The sequence below is a fragment of the Pseudomonas sp. S2_B10 genome (genome assembly GCF_054668425.1).
The window spans coordinates 2,011,234-2,030,916 of record NZ_CP162768.1; the positions used below are offsets into that span (position 1 = coordinate 2,011,234).

Genomic DNA, 19,683 nt, shown 5'->3' on the forward strand with positions numbered 1-19,683 from the left:
TGCTACTCGACACGCTTTTTTGTAGGAGCTGCCAAAGGCTGCGATCTTTTGATCTTGTTTATAAAAGCAAAAGATCGCAGCCTTCGGCAGCTCCTACAAGGGCGCAATCGCGCGACGTTTATGTCTGAGCCGATGCAAAGCTATCTGCTTGTCGCATTTGGACGCTAAGCTTGGGCTTATGGATGATTCAGATTATTTACGCCTGCTGACCATCGCGGCCGAGCAAGCCAACGCGTTCCTGTCCAATGCCCGCAAATGGGAGCGTGAGCGTTGGGTCTGCCAGCGCCTGCTGCAAGGTCTGAACATCCCCTACCGCGCCGACGAATTCGCCCCGGCCGGTGAGCCGCCGGACGTGTTGTTCCGCGATGCCAATTTCGAAGTTTTTTTCGTCCTCGACGAAGGCCGCCGTCTCAATGATGAATGGCGCGACGAATTGCAGCGTCGGCGCAGTGCGTTCTCCCTGAGCCAACTGGTGCGCCGCGAAGCCAAACCCAAGCGCATCCCGGCCAATGAATTTCTCCTGCGTCTGGCGCCAACCCTGCGCAAGAAGGCGCACAACTACAAGGAACGCGGCATGGATCTGGGTGAACTGGACATCATCGCCTTCGCCAGCCTCAAGCGCGAAGTGCTGGATCTCAACAGTCATTTCCCGCCACCGACCGAATATCTGCGTCAGGGCTGGCGCTCGCTGTCGCTGGTCGGCCCGACATTCGCCAGGGTGCTGTTTGCTCATCCCGACGCGCCGGACTTTCTGCGCAGCAACCTCGGCCGCAGCATTGTGTTCGACGTGGGTATCAGCCTGTGACGCCGCTGCAGCAGTTGATCGCTGAGGTTCCGCAAACCGGTCGTGTGCGCTGGATCGGTGTGCGTCCAGAATCCCGTGGGCCGATGCTTGAGCTGGACGCGGTCGAGGCGCGGCTGGAAGCCGGGCTCACCGGCGACCACGCCCGCCCGGGCGTTCGCAATGCGCGACAGGTGACGCTGATTCAGTGGGAGCACTTGGCGGTGATCAATGCATTGATGGGCCGTCCCGATGACGAGCCGGTCCGGCCTGAAGATCTGCGGCGCAATCTCGTTATAAGCGGAATCAATTTGTTTAGCCTGAAGGGGCGGCGCTTTCGCATCGGGCAAGCGATACTCGAAACCACTGGCTGGTGTCAGCCCTGCGCACGCTTGCAGAACAATCTCGGCCCGGGCACGTTTCAAGCCGTGCGCGGGCATGGCGGGATCACTGCCCGGGTGTTACAAAGCGGCATCATTCGCCTCGACGATAGCGTGTGCGTCGAACCGGTCCCGGACAGCGGCTACGCTGCGTTCAACCCGGGCTGAAAACCGCTGTAGCCTGCGCTCATTCAGTAACGTCTACCTGACGAGGCAAATATGACCAGCCGCCTGAACCCCGAAGACCAAAAGCATGTCGAAGAGTACCTGCAATTGTCCCAACACCGTGTCGAGCGCCGGCCTTTCCGGCCGTGGATGCTCCTGGTGCTGGTGCTGGCAGTGACCATTGGTCTGGGCCTGTTGAGCCGATTTATCAGTTACCTGACGTTATGAGCTGCCTTGCGCTCCCTCGGGTAACCGCACCGATTTCCTTTAAAAACCTTGCGAGTTATCCCTATGTCCCATCGTATTGTCATTGTCGGCGGCGGCGCCGGCGGTCTGGAGTTGGCTACCCGTCTGGGTAAGACTCTGGGCAAGCGCGGCACGGCCAGCGTCATGCTGGTCGACGCGAACCTGACCCACATCTGGAAACCGCTGCTGCACGAAGTGGCCGCCGGTTCCCTGAACTCCTCCGAAGACGAACTCAACTATGTCGCCCAGGCGAAATGGAACCACTTCGAGTTCCAGCTCGGGCGCATGAGCGGGCTTGATCGCGCGCAGAAGAAAATCCAGCTGGCGGCAACCTATGACGAAAACGGCGTCGAGCTGGTACCGGCGCGTGAAGTGGCTTATGACTCGCTGGTGATCAGCGTCGGCAGCACCACCAACGATTTCGGCACCCAGGGCGCGGCGCAGCATTGCCTGTTTCTTGATACGCGCAAACAGGCCGAGCGCTTCCATCAGCAATTGCTCAACCATTATCTGCGCGCCCACGCCGGGCAGACCGATGTGGTCGAGCAGATCAGCGTGGCCATCGTCGGCGCTGGCGCCACCGGCGTCGAATTGGCGGCAGAACTGCACAACGCCGCCCATGAATTGGCCGCGTACGGTCTGGACCGGATCAAACCGGAAAACATGCACATCACGCTGATCGAAGCCGGCCCACGGGTGCTGCCTGCCCTGCCGGAGCGCATCAGCGGGCCGGTGCACAAGACCCTGGAAAAGCTCGGGGTCAATGTGATGACCAATGCAGCAGTCAGCGAAGTGACTGCAGACAGCCTGATCACCGCCGATGGCAACGAGATCAAGGCCAGCCTGAAAGTCTGGGCTGCCGGCATTCGCGCACCGGGTTTCCTCAAGGACATCGACGGTCTGGAGACCAACCGCATCAATCAGCTGCAAGTGCTGCCGACTCTGCAAACCACTCGCGACGAAAACATCTTTGCCTTCGGCGACTGCGCGGCCTGTCCGCAACCGGACACCGATCGCAACGTGCCGCCACGGGCACAAGCGGCGCATCAACAGGCGTCGCTGCTGGCCAAGTCGCTGAAACTGCGCATCGAAGGCAAGACCCTGCCGGAGTACAAGTACACCGACTACGGCTCGCTGATTTCACTGTCGCGTTTTTCTGCTGTGGGTAACTTGATGGGTAACCTGACCGGCAGCGTGATGCTCGAAGGCTGGCTGGCGCGGATGTTCTATGTGTCGCTGTACCGTATGCACCAGATGGCGCTGTACGGGCCGTTCCGCACGGCGATGTTGATGCTGGGCAGCAAGATTGGTCGTGGCACCGAACCGCGTCTGAAACTGCACTAGGGCCAACATCTGTGGGAGCTGGCTTGCCAGCGATGGCGCCGGGTCAGTTGATATTTCTGTCGCCTGACCCACCGCTATCGCGGGCAAGCCCGGCTCCCACAGGTTTTCGTGCTGCTCGAAGATCCGGCGCATTCGCGAGCAGCCTCGCTCCCACCTTTGATCTTTATTCCAAGCCCCGCATCGCGCGGGGCTTTTTATTGGCTGTCGATCAGAGCTGGAAGCGTCGCACCATGCCCTGTAGCGCATTGGCCAGTTGCGACAGCTCATGGCTCGACGCGCTTGTCTGATCAGCACCCGCAGCCGAACGCACCGACAGGTCGCGAATGTTCACCAGATTGCGATCCACTTCCCGCGCCACTTGCGCCTGCTCCTCGGCGGCGCTGGCGATCACGAGGTTGCGCTCGTGAATCTCGTGCACCGACGCCGTGATCGTCACCAACGCCTCACCTGCCCGCTCTGCGAGCACCAGCGTACTCGCCGCACGAGATGCGCTGGCCTGCATTGACTCCAGCGCCTGGCTCGAACCGCTGCGCATGCCTTGCACCATCTGTTCGATTTCCTGCGTCGATTGCTGGGTGCGATACGCCAGCGCGCGCACCTCATCGGCTACCACCGCAAAGCCGCGACCGCTTTCGCCCGCACGTGCTGCCTCGATGGCAGCGTTGAGCGCCAGCAGATTGGTCTGCTCAGCGATTGCGCGAATCACGTCCAGAACCTTGCCGATGTCTTGCGATTGATTGGCCAGCGACTGCACCAGTTCGCCGGTGTTCTGTACATCACTGGCCAGGGCGTTGATCGCACTGGCGGTTTCGCTGACGCGCTCCTGGCCCAATTGCGCTGATTGACTGGACTGGCGCGTGGCATCGGACGTCGACACCGCGTTGCGCGCGACCTCCTCCACCGCAGCGGTCATCTCGTTGACCGCAGTGGCAGCTTGTTCGATTTCGTTGTTCTGCTCTTGCAGGCCTTGGGTGCTGTCGACGGTGACGGCGCTCAGTTCGTCAGCGGCGGTGGCCAGTTGTGTGGCTGAGCCGCTGATACCTTGCAGCGTCTCGCGCAGGTTCTGTTGCATCGTCGCCAAGGCCTTGAGCAAGCGGCTGACTTCGTCGTTGCCATGGGTTTCGATCGGTCGGGTGAGATCGCCCTTGGCGACACTTTCAGCGGCATCCACAGCGCTGCTCAGCGGGCGCACGATACTGCGCGTAAGCAACATCGCCAGCGCCACAGTGGCCAGCGCTGCCAGACCAATGAACAGGCTGACGATGGTCCGCGAGGTTTCATAATGCGCGGCGGACTTCTCGCTTTCGGCGGCGACCTGGCGGGCGAACAGATCGGCGAGATCGTTGAGTTGCTTGCCGGAGCCGTCGACCACGGTCTTCATGTCAACCAGCAACAATTTGGTCAACTCGTCACGCTTGCCTTGCTCGGCGAGGGTGAATGACTGGGCGATGCCGGTGCGATAGGCGGCGAAGGTTTTCTTGAACTGGTCATACAGCTGCTGACCTTCGGCAGTGTCGACCAGTTTGTCGTAGGCGGCGATCTTCTCGCTCAGTTCCTTGTCGCGCGTGTCCATCTGGCCGCGATAGGTGGCGATATTGGCCGGATCCTGATCGAGCGCCATGCGCAGGGAGATGGTACGGATGCGCAACATCAGCTCGCGGATCTCGTCGCCGCCACGAATGCTCGGCAACCAGCGGTTCTCCACCGCCACCTCACTGTCGCGAATGCTCGACATCTGCCCCAGCGCAAACACGCCGAGCAAGGCCACCAACACCGCGATCAGGGCAAATCCCAGGGCAGCCCGGGGAGCAATATTCAACTGACGAAGCAACATGACGAACGCCCTTATTCTTGTAATGGCCAGATCAAGGGGCGAAGCGTTGGCAGTCCCCTCGTGTTAGCGGGCTATCGGCAGGTTGTATGACGACTTGAAGGGATTCAGCTTTCGGCAGGCAAAAAAAATCCCCGTATCTTTCGATACGAGGATTTTCAATATGGTCGGGGTAAGGGGATTCGAACTCCTGACATCCTGCTCCCAAAGCAGGCGCGCTACCGGACTGCGCTATACCCCGGTAAAAAAAAGGCGACCTTTCAAAGATCGCCTTCTTCGATCAGCGCTTTTGGCCTCTGATCTTAAGATTCGATCCCAGCGCAAACTGGTTTCAAAAATGGTGGGTCGTGTGGGATTCGAACCTACGACCAATTGGTTAAAAGCCAACTGCTCTACCAACTGAGCTAACGACCCAAATATGGTCGGGGTAAGGGGATTCGAACTCCTGACATCCTGCTCCCAAAGCAGGCGCGCTACCGGACTGCGCTATACCCCGGTTTGAAATTGGCTCCGTGACCAGGACTCGAACCTGGGACCCAATGATTAACAGTCATTTGCTCTACCGACTGAGCTATCACGGAACTACATATTTCAATTTACAACGGTGAAGCTTTGTTGCATCTCGCCACCCGTTCGCATCGCTGCGTTCGTGTGTCTGAGGCGCGCTATTCTACAACCTAGAACACCTCTGTCAACCCCCTAAATTGCTTTCAAGTTAATGATTTGCAACTTATTTCAGATTCCAACCCGGTGGGTTGAAACGCTGCCGGTGACTGACTGCGGGGCGCACTTTACAAGCCTTTTCCTTTGAGTTCAACAGCCTGGCGAAAAAAAGGCCTCGCAATGCGAGGCCTTCCCGGTTTCATTGCCGCTGAGGCTTAGCCGAAAACGATTTCGTCGTTCTCGACCTTGCCGGTGGCGGTGTCGCCCGGCATGAAATGACCCGACAGGATCAACTGCGCCAGCGGGTTTTCGATCCAGCGCTGGATCGCCCGTTTCAAAGGACGTGCGCCATACACCGGGTCGTAACCGACGGCGATCAGCTTGTCCATCGCCTCCGGGCTCAGCTCCAGCTTCAGCTCGCGCTCCGCCAGGCGGCTGCGCAGGCGGCCCAACTGGATCTCGGTAATGCCGGCGATCTGATCCCGCGCCAGCGGCTCGAAGATCACCACTTCGTCAACGCGGTTGATGAACTCAGGACGGAAGTGCGAGGTCAGCGCGTCCATCACAGCAGCACGCTGCGCCTCACGATCACCGACCAGTTCCTGGATCTGCATCGACCCGAGGTTGGACGTCATCACGATCACCGTGTTGCGGAAGTCCACCGTACGCCCGTGACTGTCGGTCAGACGGCCATCCTCAAGCACTTGCAGGAGGATGTTGAACACATCCGGGTGCGCCTTCTCGACTTCGTCCATGAGGATCACCGAGTACGGCTTGCGACGCACCGCTTCGGTCAGGTAACCGCCCTCTTCATAGCCGACGTAGCCTGGTGGCGCACCGATCAGACGAGCCACGGAATGTTTCTCCATGAACTCGGACATGTCGATCCGCACCATCGCCTCTTCAGTATCGAAAAGGAATTCGGCCAGCGCCTTGCACAGCTCGGTTTTACCGACACCGGTCGGGCCGAGGAACATGAACGAGCCGCTCGGACGATTCGGGTCGGACAGTCCGGCGCGGGAACGCCGCACGGCATTGGCCACAGCCACGACCGCTTCTTCCTGACCGATTACCCGTTTGTGCAACAGGCTCTCCATTTTCATCAGCTTGTCGCGCTCGCCTTCGAGCATTTTCGACACCGGGATGCCGGTCCACTTCGACACGACTTCGGCAATCTCTTCTTCAGTCACCTTGCTGCGCAGCAACTGGTTTTCGCTCTTGCCGTGCTGGTCGACCATCTGCAGGCTGCGTTCCAGATCGGGGATCACCCCGTATTGCAACTCGGCCATGCGATTCAGGTCGCCTTTACGGCGCGCGGCTTCCAGTTCCTGGCGCGACTGTTCGATCTTCTGCTGAATCTGCGCAGAACCCTGCACCTCGGCTTTCTCCGAGTTCCAGATTTCCTCCAGATCGGAATACTCACGCTCGTGACGCTCGATTTCTTCCTGGAGTTTTTCCAGGCGTTTCTTCGCCGCGTCGTCGCTTTCTTTCTTCAGCGCCTGGGATTCCACCTTCAGCTGAATCAGGCGCCGCTCCAGACGATCGAGCACTTCCGGTTTGGAGTCGATCTCCATGCGGATACGGCTGGCTGCCTCATCGATCAAGTCGATGGCCTTGTCCGGCAGCTGTCGATCCGTGATGTAGCGATGGCTGAGCTTGGCCGCAGCGATGATCGCGCCGTCGGTGATCGCCACCTTGTGGTGGACCTCGTAACGCTCCTTGAGGCCACGCAGAATCGCGATGGTGTCTTCTTCGCTCGGCTCGTCCACCAGAACTTTCTGGAAACGCCGCTCGAGCGCCGCGTCCTTCTCTATATATTGGCGGTACTCATTGAGCGTGGTCGCGCCGACGCAGTGCAGCTCGCCGCGAGCCAGCGCAGGCTTGAGCATGTTGCCAGCGTCCATCGAGCCTTCGCCTTTACCGGCGCCGACCATGGTGTGCAGTTCGTCGATGAACAGAATGATCTGCCCTTCCTGCTTCGACAGTTCGTTGAGCAACGATTTCAGGCGCTCTTCGAACTCACCGCGATACTTGGCGCCGGCGATCAACGCGCCCATGTCCAGCGACAGCAGGCGCTTGCCTTTGAGGCCGTCCGGCACTTCGCCGTTGATGATGCGCTGCGCCAGCCCCTCGGCGATCGCGGTTTTACCCACGCCAGGTTCACCGATCAGCACCGGGTTGTTCTTGGTACGGCGTTGCAGAACCTGAATGGTGCGGCGGATCTCGTCGTCACGGCCGATCACCGGATCAAGCTTGCCTTCTTCGGCGCGCTTGGTCAGGTCGACGGTGTACTTGTCCAGCGCCTGCCGCGACTCTTCGTGGTTGGCGTCATTTACCGCTTCGCCACCACGCAGGTTGTTGATCGCGTTTTCCAGGGCTTTCTTGCTCACGCCTTGGCCGAGCAGCAACTTGCCGAGCTTGCTGTTCTCGTCCATCGCGGCGAGCAGCACCAGTTCGCTGGAAATGAACTGGTCGCCCTTCTGCTGAGCCAGACGGTCAGCCTGATTGAGCAGGCGCGCCAGATCCTGCGACATGTTGACGTCGCCGGTCGGGTTCTGGATTTTCGGTAGTTGATCGAGCTCTTTGGTCAGCTCTTTACGCAAGCTGTTGACGTCGAAGCCTACTTGCATCAGCAACGGCTTGATCGAACCGCCCTGCTGTTCAAGCATGGCCTGCATCAAGTGCGCCGGCTCGATGGCCGGATGATCGTGGCCAACCGCCAACGACTGGGCGTCGGACAGGGCCAACTGTAATTTGCTGGTTAAACGGTCAATACGCATGGGTCACCTTCCTTTTGAGCAGGCCGGACCTAAGAAACCATCCTGAATAAAGAAACCTGCCAGATACCACTGTAGATGCGGTCGATTCTGGGAGATTCAAGCGTCGGAGAGTTGATGCAGATCAGAGAGTTTAGCGGGTGAGCCAAACAAGGGAGGCGAAACGACCGGTGCGCGACGCACGGCGATAGGAGAAGAAGCGCGGATCGGTCACGGTGCAGAAACCGCCACCATAAACAGCCGTGACACCCCGTTCAGCCAGACGCAGGCGCGCCAGCAGATAGATATCAGCCATGAACTTGCCGGCATTGTTGCTCGGTACGAACGCTTCTGCTGCTTCAGGCAGTTGATTGATGAAGACTTCCCGTACTTCCGGACCGACTTCAAAGGCTTTGGGGCCAATGGCCGGGCCGAGCCAGACCAGTACCTCGTCAGCAGGAACATCGAGGCTGTCGAGAGTTGCCTCAAGCACACCCGCCGCCAGACCACGCCAACCGGCATGAGCGGCCGCGACACGCGTGCCGGCACGATCGCAGAACAATGCCGGCAAACAGTCTGCCGTCATCGCCGCACAGGCAATACCCGGCGTTGCCGTCCAACTGGCATCTGCAGTCGCAACGATGCCCGGATCAGCATGGGCAACGGTGATCCCGTGCACTTGCTGCAACCAGGCAGGCTGTATGGAGAAGTGATCGGTCAAGCGTCGACGGTTCTCAGCGACGTCCTGCGGACGATCATCGACATGATCGCCCAGATTCAGGCTGTCGAACGGCGCCTCGCTGACACCACCCTCGCGGGTGGTGACACAGGCCCTGACGCTGGCCGGCGCAGGCCAGTCCGGCGTCAGCCAGTTCATCCGACGAAGGCCTCGCGATCCTGCTTGAGCAGGGTCAGCAGCCAGACGAAATCTTCCGGCAGCGGCGATTCCCAGCTCATGCGCTCACCGCTCGTCGGGTGATCGAGTTCAAGGAAGCGCGCGTGCAGCGCCTGACGCGGGAAGTGCTTGAGCGATTCCACCATGGTCGGGTTGGCCGCAGGCGGAATGCGGAAACGCCCGCCGTACGCCGGATCGCCGACCAACGGGAAGTTGATGTGCGCCATGTGCACGCGGATCTGGTGGGTCCGACCGGTTTCCAGTTTCACCCGCACGTGGGTGTGCGAACGGAAACGCTCGAGCACGCGATAATGGCTGACGGCAGGCTTGCCGCCTTCCATCACTGCCATGCGCTGGCGTTGCTGGCCGTGACGACCGATCGGCGCATTGATCTTGCCGCCGGCGGTGACCACGCCGATCACGATGCACTCGTAGATACGGCTGACGCTGCGGCTCTGCAATTGTGCGACCAGCTTGGTCTGCGCCTGAATGGTCTTGGCCACCACCATCAGACCGGTGGTGTCCTTGTCCAGACGATGCACGATACCGGCGCGCGGGACATTGATGATGTCCGGCACATGGTGCAACAAAGCGTTGAGCAGGGTGCCATCGGCGTGACCGGCGGCCGGGTGCACCACCAGGCCCGCAGGCTTGTTGATCACCAGGATGTCGTCGTCTTCATAGACGATGTCGAGCTCGATGTCCTGGGCGATCCACTCGCCCTGGGCTTCCTGCTCGGCAGTCAGCTCAAGGACGGCACCGCCATGCACAATGTCGCGCGGGCGGATCACCGCCCCGTCCACAGTCAGGCGACCTTCTTTGATCCAGGCGGAAAGGCGCGAGCGTGAGTGCTCAGCGAAGAGTTGGGCGGCGACTTGATCGAGGCGTTGGCCGCCCAATTCGGACGGCACCTCTGCGCGAAGTTCAATTTTATCGGACATGCTCGGACTGGGCGTCGGCACAGCCTTTGGTTTCGGCTGCGCGCTTGTGGTTAAATACGGCGTCTTTTGCCCCGAGGCTTTTCAACGGGGCGCTCATCATAACAGGACGGCCCCGCCCAAGACAGCGGCCGTCATAGGGACGCAAGCCGCCATGCAAGTGAAACACCTGCTGCTGATCGCCATCCTCGCATTGACCGCTGCTTGCTCATCGAAGGAAGTCGTAGACGAAAACCTCAGCGAAGCCGAGCTGTATCAGCAGGCTCAGACTGACCTGGACAACAACAGCTACACCAGCGCCACAGCCAAGCTGAAGGCTCTGGAGTCGCGTTATCCGTTCGGTCGCTACGCCGATCAGGCTCAGCTGGAGTTGATCTACGCCAACTACAAGAACGCCGAGCCGGAAGCTGCAAAGTCTGCCGCCGAGCGATTCATTCGTTTGCATCCGCAGCATCCGAACGTGGATTACGCGTACTACCTCAAGGGTCTGACTTCGTTCGACCAGGACGTCGGCCTGCTGGCGCGCTTCCTGCCGCTGGACATGACCAAGCGTGACCCGGGCGCCGCCCGCGACTCGTACAACGAGTTCGCGCAGCTGACCAGCCGCTACCCGAACAGCCGCTACGCGCCGGACGCCAAGCAGCGCATGATCTATCTGCGCAACCTGTTGGCCGCCTACGAAATCCACGTCGCTGACTACTACCTGACCCGTCAGGCTTATGTAGCCGCTGCCAACCGTGGCAAGTACGTCGTGGAGAACTTCCAGGAAACCCCATCGGTCGGCGACGGCCTGGCGGTGATGACCGAAGCCTACCAGCGTCTGCACCTCGACGATCTGGCGGCCACCAGCCTGGAAACCCTGAAGCTCAACTACCCGGACCACCCGAGCCTGGAGGATGGCCAGTTCGTGCCACGCGTAGCCGAAGCTGACAACCGTTCGTTCCTGAGCAAAGCGACTTTGGGCCTGATCGAATCGCGTCCACCGCTGCCGCCGGGCGAAACCCGCGCCAACCAGGACGTGCAGAAGCAGTTCCAGGACGCGAAAGATGCGATCCCGAACGAGCTCAAGCCTAAAGACGAGAACGGCGACGTGATCGAAGAGCCAGAACCGGAATCCAGCGACACCGACCGCTCGTGGTTCAGCTACATGACCTTCGGCGTGTTCGACTGATCACACCGGCTGTACGAAAAAAGGGAGATCTGCGGATCTCCCTTTTTTATTGCCGCGCTTTAATAGGCTGTGCGCTGATCGGGTCCTTGGCTAAACTGCCGGATCATCAGTCGAAAAGCCGCTCATCATGCTTCGTTTATTGTTCTGGATTGCCCTGATCTTCGCCGCCATCTGGCTCTGGCGCAAATTCAAGGCCCCCGCCTCGTCCGCCCGATCGCCGCGCGAACAGGACGCGCCGCCGATGGTGCGTTGCGCCCACTGCGGCGTGCACCTGCCGCGCGACCGCGCGCTGGGCAACCAGCAACTGTGGTATTGCAGCCAGGCTCATCTCGAGCAAGGCCCGGGCGCCAGTGGTCGCTGAGGCCGTCAACGCCGACCAGAAACAGGCGCAGCGTCTGCTGCGCCTTTATCACCTCTACCGTTTAAGTGTCGGCATCACTCTGGTGTTGCTGATCTCCAGCAACATGGACAACCGCCTGCTGACGTCGGCCAACGACGATCTGCTGCGCGGTGGCAGCTGGCTGTACCTGATCATCAATATGCTGCTGGTGGTGTTCCTTGAAAACACCCGGCGCCCGGCGCAGTTGTTCACCCTGGCGCTTGTCGATGTGCTGCTGTTGTGCGGCCTGTTCTACGCGGCCGGCGGCGTGGCCAGTGCGCTGGGCAATTTGCTGGTGGTCTCGGTGGCGATCAGCAACACCCTGCTGCGCCGACGCATCGGCCTGCTGATTGCCGCCATTGCGGCGATCGGCATTGTCGGCCTGAGTTTTCTGCTGGGGCTCAGCCGCCCCTTGAGCGCCAACGCGTACCTGCAAGCCGGCACCCTCGGCGCGCTGTGCTTCGCCGCCTCACTGCTGGTGCAAGGGCTGATTCGTCGCCTCGAAGTCAGCGAGAACCTGGCCGAACAACGCGCCAGCGAAGTGGTCAGCCTAGAGGCGCTGAACGCGTTGATCCTACAACGCATGCGCACGGGGATTCTGGTGCTCGACGAACAACGCCGGGTGCAACTGGCCAATCACAGTGCACAGAGTCTGCTCGGCCATAGTCACCTGCAAGGTCATTTGATCGACGAATATTCGCCAGCACTCGTCGAGCGCCTGCAACTGTGGCGCAACAACCCGACCTTGCGCCCGCAGAGCCTGAAAATCCCCGGCAATGGCCTTGAGCTGCAACCCAGCTTCATCGCTCTCGAGCAGAGTCCGAACCAGCAGACACTGGTGTTTCTCGAAGACCTGGCGCAAATCACCCAACAAGCCCAGCAACTCAAGCTCGCTGCGCTCGGGCGTTTGACCGCCGGCATCTCCCATGAAATTCGCAATCCACTGGGCGCGATCAGTCATGCCGCGCAGCTGTTGGCCGAGTCCGAGGAACTCGATAGCGCAGATCGACGTCTGACGCAGATTATTCAAGACCACTCCCAGCGCATGAACCGAGTCATCGAAAACGTCCTGCAACTGTCCCGCCGCCAGCAAAGCGCGCCGCAACGGCTGGACCTCAAGCCGTGGCTGGAAGACTTCGTCGGCGAAACCCGCGAGCAGGCCACCGAACGCCAGCACATTCATCTGCGAATCAATTCCGGCGATTTCACCACACTGATGGACCCCAACCAGCTGCGGCAGATTCTCGACAATCTGATCCGCAACGCCTGGCGTCACAGTGCCCAACTGCACGAGCAGGCCGACGTCTGGCTGGCACTGTTCGTCGACCCCGACAGCCAATTGGCAGTGCTCGAAGTGCAGGACAACGGCCCCGGCGTGTCGGCCGATGAACAGGCGCATCTGTTTGAGCCGTTCTTCACTACGAGCAGCCAGGGCACCGGTCTTGGCCTTTATCTGTCCCGTGAGCTGTGCGAAAGCAACCAGGCACGCCTAGACTTCAAATCACGCCAAGGCGGCTGCTGCTTTTGCATCACTTTTGCTCACGGACGGAAACAAAGTTGAATACAAGCCCACGGCAAAAAATTCTAATCGTCGACGACGAACCGGATATCCGCGAGCTCCTGGAAATCACCCTGGGACGGATGAAACTCGAGACCTTCAGCGCACGCAATCTGGGCGAGGCTCAGGCGCTGTTGCAGCGCGAGCACTTTGACCTGTGCCTGACCGACATGCGCCTGCCCGACGGCACCGGGCTGGAGCTGGTGCAACACATTCAGCAACGCGATCCACACCTGCCGGTGGCGATGATCACTGCGTACGGAAGCCTGGAAACGGCCATCAATGCATTGAAGGCCGGGGCGTTCGATTTCCTCACCAAACCGGTGGAGCTGCCGCGCCTGCGCGAACTGGTCAGCTCGGCGCTGCGCTTGCCGACAGCGGGCGGCTTGAGCACGGCAATCGAGCGACGCTTGCTGGGCGATTCGCCGCCGATGGCCAATCTGCGCAAGCAGATCGACAAGCTCGCACGCAGTCAGGCGCCGGTGTACATCAGTGGTGAATCCGGCAGCGGCAAAGAACTGGTCGCGCGTCTGATTCACGAACAAGGCCCGCGCGCCAGCCAGCCGTTTGTGCCGGTGAACTGCGGGGCAATTCCGTCGGAACTGATGGAAAGCGAATTTTTCGGCCACCGCAAAGGCAGCTTCACCGGTGCCGTCGAAGACAAGCCGGGGCTATTCCAGGCGGCCCATGGCGGCACTCTGTTTCTCGATGAAGTCGCCGATCTGCCACTGTCGATGCAAGTGAAACTGCTGCGGGCAATTCAGGAAAAAGCCGTGCGCAGCGTCGGCGGCCAGCAGGAAACGGTGGTCGACGTGCGTATCCTTTGCGCCACGCACAAAGACCTTGAAGCCGAAGTTTCGGCCGAACGCTTCCGCCAGGATCTGTATTACCGGCTCAACGTCATCGAACTGCGCGTGCCTTCCCTGCGCGAACGCCGCGACGACATCGAGGCGCTTGCCATGCACGTACTCAAGCGCTTGGCCAAAGACACCGGACAACCCGAAGCGCGCCTGCACCCGCAAGCGCTGGTGGCGCTGAAGAACTATCGCTTTCCCGGCAACGTGCGCGAACTGGAGAATGTTCTCGAACGCGCGCACACCCTGTGTGAAAACCGCACGATCGAAGCGCAGGATCTGCGTTTGAGCGAAGGCAATTGCACGGCGGATGGGGCGATGGCCGATCTGACACAGATCGACAATCTCGAGGATTATCTGGAGAGCGTCGAGAGGAAACTGATTCTGCAGGCGCTGGAGGAAACCCGCTGGAACCGCACGGCAGCGGCGCAGCGGTTGAGTCTGTCGTTCAGGTCGATGCGCTATCGGCTGAAGAAATTGGGACTGGATTGAAGGCCCCTTCGCGAGCAGGCTCGCTCCCACATTTGGAATGAGTATTCCTGTGGGAGCGAGCCTGCTCGCGAAGGCGGTCTACCAGCCTCTGACTAAATCCGGCCCTCAGGCGCATACGGCGCCGGATCAATAATCGGCGCCCGCCCCAGCATCACGTCAGCAAACAACTGACACGACGCCGGCGCCAACACCAGCCCGTTGCGGTAATGCCCGCAGTTCAGCCACAACCCCTCGAACCCCGGCACCCGGCCAATAAACGGAATGCCTTCCGGCGACCCCGGCCGCAGCCCGGCCCAGTGCCCGACCACCTCGGCATTCGCCAACGCTGGTAACAACTCGATGGCCGAGGCCTTGAGGCTTTGCAGCGCGACATCGGTGGGGGTCTTGTCGTAGCCCTCGTGTTCCAGCGTGCTGCCGATCAGAATGTGACCGTCGCGACGCGGAATCGCATAACGCCCCTTGGCCAGCACCATGCTCGGCAGGAAATCAGCCGCGCACTTGTAGAGAATCATCTGGCCTTTGACCGGTTCGACCGACAGCGTCAGGTTCAGCGTCTTGAGCAGATCGCCGCTCCACGCCCCCGCCGTCAGCACAATCTGATCGCCGTTGATCACGCCCGTCGGAGTCTGCACGCCGACCACGCGCTCACCCTCGCGGACGAAGCCACTGACTTCGCATTGCTCATGAATCGTCACATTCGGCAGCCCGAGCAACGCGGCCTTCAGCGATTTGACCAGCCGTGGATTGCGCACATTGGCGACATCGGCCATGTAGATCGCTCGGCTGAAACCGCTGCCGAGCACCGGCACCGCGTCATGTGCCGCCGAGATATCCACAGCCCGCAGCGGCCGATTTTCCCGCGCGGCCCAGGCCATGGCTGCGGCTTCATCGTCCAGATCCAACCAATACAGACCAGTGGTGTGCACTTCAGGATCAACGCCAGTGTCAGCAAACAAGCGCTCGCCGAGCTGTGGATAAAAATCCTGCGACCAATGCGCCAGCGCGGTGACTGCCGGACTGTAGCGCCACGGGTATAACGGCGAGACGATGCCGCCGCCAGCCCAGGACGATTCCTGGCCGACATTCGAGCGATCCAGCAGCACCACGCTGCGCACTTCGGAGGCGAGATTGTAGGCAGTGAGCAGGCCAATCACCCCGCCGCCGACAATCACTACTTGCTGTTGCCTGGTCATGTTTGATCCAACCGTAAAAAAGACAGTGGGCGCAAAAGGCGCCCGAAAAAGAATGCGTCAGCGGCCCCAGCAATCCTTGGCGGTCACACCGGTAGTCGCGTTGTTCATGCTTCGCACGCCGGTGTTGGTCAGAGTGAAATCCCCGCATTTGTCGGTGGCCATGGCCGAGCCGGTTTTACGCACCGCGGTCAGCACAAAGGTCTGGTCGGTCAGCGTCGGGGTGATGGTGTAGAAATCATTGCCCGGGCTCAGCCCGGTGACGCCGGTGTAGACATTGTTGCGGGTGTAGAAGCGTTCGAGGGTCTGCGCCTGCTCCGAGAGCAGCGAGACCACTTCGGCGCGACGGCCCTTCTTCACGTATTCGTTGTAGCTGGGAATGCTGATGGTGAGGATGATCCCGATAATCGCGATGACGATCATGATCTCGATCAGGGTAAAACCTCGGCTGGATCTGCGCATGCCTCAAATTCTCGCTTACTGGATTTGTCGCCACATGATACGACGGCTGCCGCCGCCACCTTTTTCCACAATGACCGTGACCGCGCCGCTGGTGTCAGTCGTGCCCTTGCGCTCGCCGTTAGCCGAGATGAAGTTCAGGGTCGGAATGCCGCCGGTAAAAATCACGCCACTGGATATCGTATCGTTGCTGTCGACCAAACGGTCACCGGTGGTGTCGATCACGGCGTAGTTGAGCATCTTACCGTTGAACGCATCGAGTTCGACCAGTCGGCCCGTACCAAAACTCGAACAAGGGTCGGTGGTATCGACGCTGGCAGTGGTGAAAACAACTCGTCCCAACACAATACTGGCCTGATTGATCACGCGCTCGCCGGTCAGCACGTTGTTGTACACCAGCGGCAGATACCACCCTTTCTCTGCCGGATACGTCGTTTCATTCTGGCTGGTGGTCAGAAACTGCCCGGAACTGCCGGAGAACGAGCCGGTAATCGCCTGCGCTTGCAAACTGCTAACGGTGATTTGGCCGGCCCCACCCTCTGCATCCCAGATTGAATAGAACGCCTGCAGATCCTTGTTGGTCTTGTCGGCAGTCTCGTTGAACTTGCCGGTGCCAAAGAACACCTGCTTGCCGCCCTGCGGATTATCCGCCAGCAGCGGTTGCGCGGTGATCGGCTGCGTTGCCCCGCCCGGGGCGGTGAACAATGGCTTGCCGGCAAACGCCACGCCCCAGCTTTCTGCCCCGGGTGCGCTCAAGTCGAATTTCCACATACGCCCCTTCAGGTCACCAGCGTAGGCAGCCTGCACTACGTTCGAGGAATTGACCCTGAGTTTTACCGAAGACAGACCGTTAGTGGTTTCCGTGCTGTCGATGACGATTTTCCTGATCAGCGAACCATCCAGCGCATCCAGCACATACAACGCTGCAACCCCCGAATTGCTGCCGTAACCATTGGCGATGAATGTCGCCCAGCGACCATTGGCCAAGCGTGCCACTTCCGGCCTGGCATAGGCGTAACCCAGATCATTGAACGCATTCGCCGTGTTGGCCGTGGCCGGCGCACTGACTTCCCACAGTGCCTTGATCACGTTGCCTGCCGAGGCATCGAACAGTTGCAGCCCATAGAAGGTTTTGCCGCCGGCCCCCGTTCCGCCAATGGCCAGGGTTTTCCAGGTGGTACCGGCCTGCGCATCGAACACGCCGACCTGACCATCCACCAGAAATTTGTGGCTGACGCCGTTGACGTAGTTGGTGTCCGCGATCAGTCGCAGGGAAGGCAGCACGCTGGAGGGCATATAGGCATAACGGCGGGTGCCGTTCGCCGAATTGATCACGTTGACGAAACCGTCGTTGGCGTTCACCACCAGACTGGTGTTCATGTTCGCAGCCTTGGTCGTCAGGTAGTTGGTGTAACTGCTGTCACCCGTCAGATCGGATGCGGTCTTGTCCGAAGGCGAGGCGAGCACCAGCGGCGAATTAATGATGTCGCCCAACAGCGCACTGCGAACTTTGAGCCCGGCCCTGTTGGTCCCTTTGCTCCACTCCACCAGATCATTGCCGTTGATTCCGGCGGGCAACCCCTGATTCAGCGTAGTCTGCTGCGCCGGGGAAAAGTTGAGGAGTGCCAGGGCAATGGGCGTGTTGCTCAAGGTGTTCCATGACTGGAAAGTCGGCGCTGTGGCAGAGGGCACGATGGTGGTGTCGGTCGACCATTGCGCCGCCGAGGTATTTACCGTGCCGGTCGAGGTAAAGCCGAACGACCTGATCGTGCCGCGCCAATCCTTGGGATCGTAGGTTGTCTGGTAAAAACTGCTGCCACTGGTCAATGTACTGCTGCTGGCAACACCGGCACCACCGGAGCCGGCCTTGGAAGTGATATCGCTCAATGCCGACGATAACGCCGCATTGAGCCCGGAGCTGTCGGTCGCCTGGTAATACCTGCCCTGCCCGTAACTGGCGGCGTCGGACAACATGTCGTTATCCGCAGCGAAACCCACGGTGTAGGTGTTCATGTTCTGCCGGGGAAAATCCACCGCGTTCCAGCTCTTGCCTGCTGCGTCGGTGCCGGTCGAACGCATGTCGATGTCGAAGGCGAATTTGGCGATGTCATCCAGATACAGAGTGTCACCTTCGCCGTCACCGTTGAGGTTGTCGCCATCGTTATTCACGCCATCCCAGTTCGGTAGCCGACTGCCTCCCAGCGGATCGTTGGTCGGGAAGGTACGGTCATAGGTCGGCAAGCCATCGGTAATCACCACGCCGTAGTTTTTCTGGCAGCGGTATTGAATCGGACTGGTATAGCTCGCCGGTGTGCCGTTGTAGTAAGGCGCCAAGCCACGCATGTAGCGCGTGACTTCGTAGTAGCTCTCGGCCAACGGCGTGTTGGCCACGGCGTTCAAGCCGTTGATCGATGAGATCAGCGCGTTGTAGTTGGTGTCTGCCTGGGCCTGGGTGACGCTGCCCGCGACGGGTGACAAATCGGTGATCGAGCGAGCGATGAAACCGCCGTTGCCCGGGTTGCTGCTGGTGGCCGGATTGAATGTCGACAGGCCCATGCGCAAGGTGCGGTTGCTGCTCACCAGTGCGGTGGAAACGTTGCGCGCCACGTTCATCCGGTAATCGTTGGGAATCGCCCCCGTGGTGAAGTCGCGGGTGCCGTTGCTGTTGGCCAGGCTGACTATGTAGGAAATGTAATCGGCGGAATACCGAGTGTTCTCGTTTCCTACAGGATCGGGCAGTTTCAGGCACAACGGCGCCACGCTGTTGTTGTAGAACGCATAGGCGCCTCCCGAGCACCCGGAAGTCGGCAGGCTCGATAGAAACACCGTGTCGCCGGTAATCTGCGGCGCATTGAGTGCAGAGCACAAGCCGAGGAAGGCATTGCACTGCCGGGCGGGAGTGCGGTTGACGTTCGGGTCGAATCCGGCGGCGTAGATGATGCTGTTCATACTGCCGGAGTCGTCGATCAGCAGCATCACGTTTGGCGCCACCGCAGCCGCGCTCAGCAATGGCGAATCGGAAGGCGTGAAAGCCCAGGCCGGTGCCGCCAGGTAACAACTCAGGAGCATGCCGATCAGCAGCGACACGCCGCGCTCAATACTTCGCATAGACACTCTCCACCACGCTACGCGAATTGCCGGCGATGCCGACCGCAGTGACTCGATACAACGTCGCCGAAGTGTTACTCGGCACGTTCACCGCCGTCAGGGTTGTGCCGACGTTCTGCACGCCATAAAAGCCATTACCGGCGGCGATCCAGGTCACCCCGGAGGTCGAATTGAAGCCGGCCGAGCTGACCACTGACGACTCCGCCGGCGGCAGACATTGGTTCGTGCCGCTGCACACCGCCAACGAGTAACTGTCCAGCTGCACCGCACTTTCGCCGATACGCAATGCCGCTTCGGCCGCCTGAAACGATTGATTGCGCAAGCTGACGCTGCCGGCCATTTTCTCTTGCAGGTTGGCGCTCTGCATCGAGGACAAACCGATCAATGTGAGCAACAGCAGAAACACCAGGCTCACCAACAGGACCATGCCGCGCTGGGCCTGACGTTGTTGCAAGGAAATCCTCATCGCCGCC

General features: G+C 60.3%; 16 protein-coding genes and 4 tRNA genes. 8 read left to right on the plus strand and 12 right to left on the minus strand.

The genetic code is table 11. The annotated features are described in order from the left end of the window. The first annotated feature begins 178 nt into the window (after positions 1 to 178). From AB4O45_RS08925 to AB4O45_RS08940, 4 genes are all read left to right on the plus strand, one after another. On the plus strand, positions 179 to 805 hold the full coding sequence (locus AB4O45_RS08925; protein ID WP_007909887.1) for a DUF1780 domain-containing protein: 627 nt from the start codon (positions 179 to 181) through the stop codon (positions 803 to 805). After that, positions 802 to 1,329 (plus strand): MOSC domain-containing protein, encoded by a 528-nt coding sequence (locus tag AB4O45_RS08930; RefSeq protein ID WP_160768590.1) that lies wholly within the window; start codon positions 802 to 804, stop codon positions 1,327 to 1,329. Before AB4O45_RS08925 ends, AB4O45_RS08930 begins: the two co-directional genes overlap by 4 nt. 51 nt (positions 1,330 to 1,380) lie before the next feature. Then, positions 1,381 to 1,554 (plus strand): DUF3094 domain-containing protein, encoded by a 174-nt coding sequence (locus tag AB4O45_RS08935; protein WP_007909875.1) that lies wholly within the window; start codon positions 1,381 to 1,383, stop codon positions 1,552 to 1,554. 63 nt (positions 1,555 to 1,617) lie between these two features. After that, positions 1,618 to 2,916 (plus strand): NAD(P)/FAD-dependent oxidoreductase, encoded by a 1,299-nt coding sequence (locus tag AB4O45_RS08940; RefSeq protein ID WP_460161319.1) that lies wholly within the window; start codon positions 1,618 to 1,620, stop codon positions 2,914 to 2,916. Between the two features lie 208 nt (positions 2,917 to 3,124). Here AB4O45_RS08940 and AB4O45_RS08945 read toward each other — a convergent pair whose 3' ends face one another. The 8 genes from AB4O45_RS08945 to rluD form a co-directional block, all read right to left on the minus strand. Further along, entirely contained in the window at positions 3,125 to 4,750 is a 1,626-nt protein-coding gene (locus AB4O45_RS08945) for a methyl-accepting chemotaxis protein (protein WP_041477812.1), read from the minus strand. Positions 4,751 to 4,911: 161 nt separating this feature from the next. Further along, positions 4,912 to 4,988, minus strand: a tRNA-Pro gene (locus AB4O45_RS08950). A gap of 97 nt (positions 4,989 to 5,085) precedes the next feature. Then, positions 5,086 to 5,161, minus strand: a tRNA-Lys gene (locus AB4O45_RS08955). Positions 5,162 to 5,166: 5 nt separating this feature from the next. Continuing rightward, positions 5,167 to 5,243: transfer RNA gene (locus tag AB4O45_RS08960), tRNA-Pro, on the minus strand. A 9-nt stretch (positions 5,244 to 5,252) separates the two neighbouring features. After that, a tRNA-Asn gene (locus AB4O45_RS08965) sits at positions 5,253 to 5,328 on the minus strand. A 297-nt stretch (positions 5,329 to 5,625) separates the two neighbouring features. Further along, complete coding sequence (gene clpB, locus AB4O45_RS08970; protein ID WP_056790458.1) at positions 5,626 to 8,190, minus strand: ATP-dependent chaperone ClpB; 2,565 nt, start codon at positions 8,188 to 8,190, stop codon at positions 5,626 to 5,628. Positions 8,191 to 8,320: 130 nt separating this feature from the next. Next, a complete protein-coding gene (pgeF, locus tag AB4O45_RS08975) occupies positions 8,321 to 9,043 on the minus strand; it encodes a peptidoglycan editing factor PgeF (protein WP_310220195.1) in 723 nt (240 codons plus the stop codon). After that, positions 9,040 to 10,002: a 23S rRNA pseudouridine(1911/1915/1917) synthase RluD gene (rluD, locus tag AB4O45_RS08980; RefSeq protein ID WP_016773140.1), complete on the minus strand. Its 963-nt coding sequence runs from the start codon at positions 10,000 to 10,002 to the stop codon at positions 9,040 to 9,042. The genes pgeF and rluD overlap by 4 nt, the downstream gene beginning before the upstream one ends. A 151-nt stretch (positions 10,003 to 10,153) precedes the next feature. Between rluD and AB4O45_RS08985 the strand changes: the two genes are divergently transcribed. The 4 genes from AB4O45_RS08985 to AB4O45_RS09000 all read left to right on the plus strand — a co-directional run bounded on the left by AB4O45_RS08985 (position 10,154) and on the right by AB4O45_RS09000 (position 14,453). Continuing rightward, entirely contained in the window at positions 10,154 to 11,170 is a 1,017-nt protein-coding gene (locus AB4O45_RS08985) for an outer membrane protein assembly factor BamD (protein ID WP_056790462.1), read from the plus strand. 127 nt (positions 11,171 to 11,297) lie between these two features. After that, on the plus strand, positions 11,298 to 11,531 hold the full coding sequence (locus AB4O45_RS08990) for a PP0621 family protein (RefSeq protein WP_056790465.1): 234 nt from the start codon (positions 11,298 to 11,300) through the stop codon (positions 11,529 to 11,531). Further along, positions 11,521 to 13,110 (plus strand): sensor histidine kinase, encoded by a 1,590-nt coding sequence (locus AB4O45_RS08995; RefSeq protein WP_460161320.1) that lies wholly within the window; start codon positions 11,521 to 11,523, stop codon positions 13,108 to 13,110. Before AB4O45_RS08990 ends, AB4O45_RS08995 begins: the two co-directional genes overlap by 11 nt. Then, positions 13,107 to 14,453, plus strand: a complete 1,347-nt coding sequence (locus AB4O45_RS09000; RefSeq protein ID WP_460161321.1) for a sigma-54-dependent transcriptional regulator — start codon at positions 13,107 to 13,109, stop codon at positions 14,451 to 14,453. Before AB4O45_RS08995 ends, AB4O45_RS09000 begins: the two co-directional genes overlap by 4 nt. A gap of 92 nt (positions 14,454 to 14,545) precedes the next feature. Here AB4O45_RS09000 and thiO read toward each other — a convergent pair whose 3' ends face one another. The 4 genes from thiO to AB4O45_RS09020 are packed head-to-tail and all read right to left on the minus strand — an operon-like array spanning position 14,546 to position 19,676. Further along, positions 14,546 to 15,646 (minus strand): glycine oxidase ThiO, encoded by a 1,101-nt coding sequence (gene thiO / locus AB4O45_RS09005; RefSeq protein ID WP_315435470.1) that lies wholly within the window; start codon positions 15,644 to 15,646, stop codon positions 14,546 to 14,548. A gap of 57 nt (positions 15,647 to 15,703) precedes the next feature. Further along, positions 15,704 to 16,105 (minus strand): type IV pilin protein, encoded by a 402-nt coding sequence (locus AB4O45_RS09010; protein WP_041477804.1) that lies wholly within the window; start codon positions 16,103 to 16,105, stop codon positions 15,704 to 15,706. 15 nt (positions 16,106 to 16,120) lie between these two features. Next, positions 16,121 to 19,210 carry a pilus assembly protein gene (locus tag AB4O45_RS09015; RefSeq protein ID WP_460161322.1) on the minus strand — a complete coding sequence of 1,030 codons (3,090 nt, stop codon included), beginning with the start codon at positions 19,208 to 19,210 and terminating at the stop codon, positions 16,121 to 16,123. Continuing rightward, positions 19,197 to 19,676, minus strand: a complete 480-nt coding sequence (locus AB4O45_RS09020) for a pilus assembly PilX family protein (RefSeq protein ID WP_460161323.1) — start codon at positions 19,674 to 19,676, stop codon at positions 19,197 to 19,199. Before AB4O45_RS09020 ends, AB4O45_RS09015 begins: the two co-directional genes overlap by 14 nt. Positions 19,677 to 19,683 lie beyond the last annotated feature (7 nt).

Excerpts from the sequence above, each read along its gene's own strand:
- clpB (WP_056790458.1), bottom strand. The coding sequence starts at position 8,190 with ATGCGTATTGACCGTTTAACCAGCAAATTACAGTTGGCCCTGTCCGAC.
- thiO (WP_315435470.1), bottom strand. The coding sequence starts at position 15,646 with ATGACCAGGCAACAGCAAGTAGTGATTGTCGGCGGCGGGGTGATTGGC.
- AB4O45_RS08985 (WP_056790462.1), top strand. The coding sequence starts at position 10,154 with ATGCAAGTGAAACACCTGCTGCTGATCGCCATCCTCGCATTGACCGCT.
- AB4O45_RS08940 (WP_460161319.1), top strand. The coding sequence starts at position 1,618 with ATGTCCCATCGTATTGTCATTGTCGGCGGCGGCGCCGGCGGTCTGGAG.
- pgeF (WP_310220195.1), bottom strand. The coding sequence starts at position 9,043 with ATGAACTGGCTGACGCCGGACTGGCCTGCGCCGGCCAGCGTCAGGGCC.
- AB4O45_RS09015 (WP_460161322.1), bottom strand. The coding sequence starts at position 19,210 with ATGCGAAGTATTGAGCGCGGCGTGTCGCTGCTGATCGGCATGCTCCTG.
- AB4O45_RS09020 (WP_460161323.1), bottom strand. The coding sequence starts at position 19,676 with ATGAGGATTTCCTTGCAACAACGTCAGGCCCAGCGCGGCATGGTCCTG.
- AB4O45_RS08990 (WP_056790465.1), top strand. The coding sequence starts at position 11,298 with ATGCTTCGTTTATTGTTCTGGATTGCCCTGATCTTCGCCGCCATCTGG.
- rluD (WP_016773140.1), bottom strand. The coding sequence starts at position 10,002 with ATGTCCGATAAAATTGAACTTCGCGCAGAGGTGCCGTCCGAATTGGGC.
- AB4O45_RS08925 (WP_007909887.1), top strand. The coding sequence starts at position 179 with ATGGATGATTCAGATTATTTACGCCTGCTGACCATCGCGGCCGAGCAA.
- AB4O45_RS09010 (WP_041477804.1), bottom strand. The coding sequence starts at position 16,105 with ATGCGCAGATCCAGCCGAGGTTTTACCCTGATCGAGATCATGATCGTC.
- AB4O45_RS08935 (WP_007909875.1), top strand. The coding sequence starts at position 1,381 with ATGACCAGCCGCCTGAACCCCGAAGACCAAAAGCATGTCGAAGAGTAC.
- AB4O45_RS08945 (WP_041477812.1), bottom strand. The coding sequence starts at position 4,750 with ATGTTGCTTCGTCAGTTGAATATTGCTCCCCGGGCTGCCCTGGGATTT.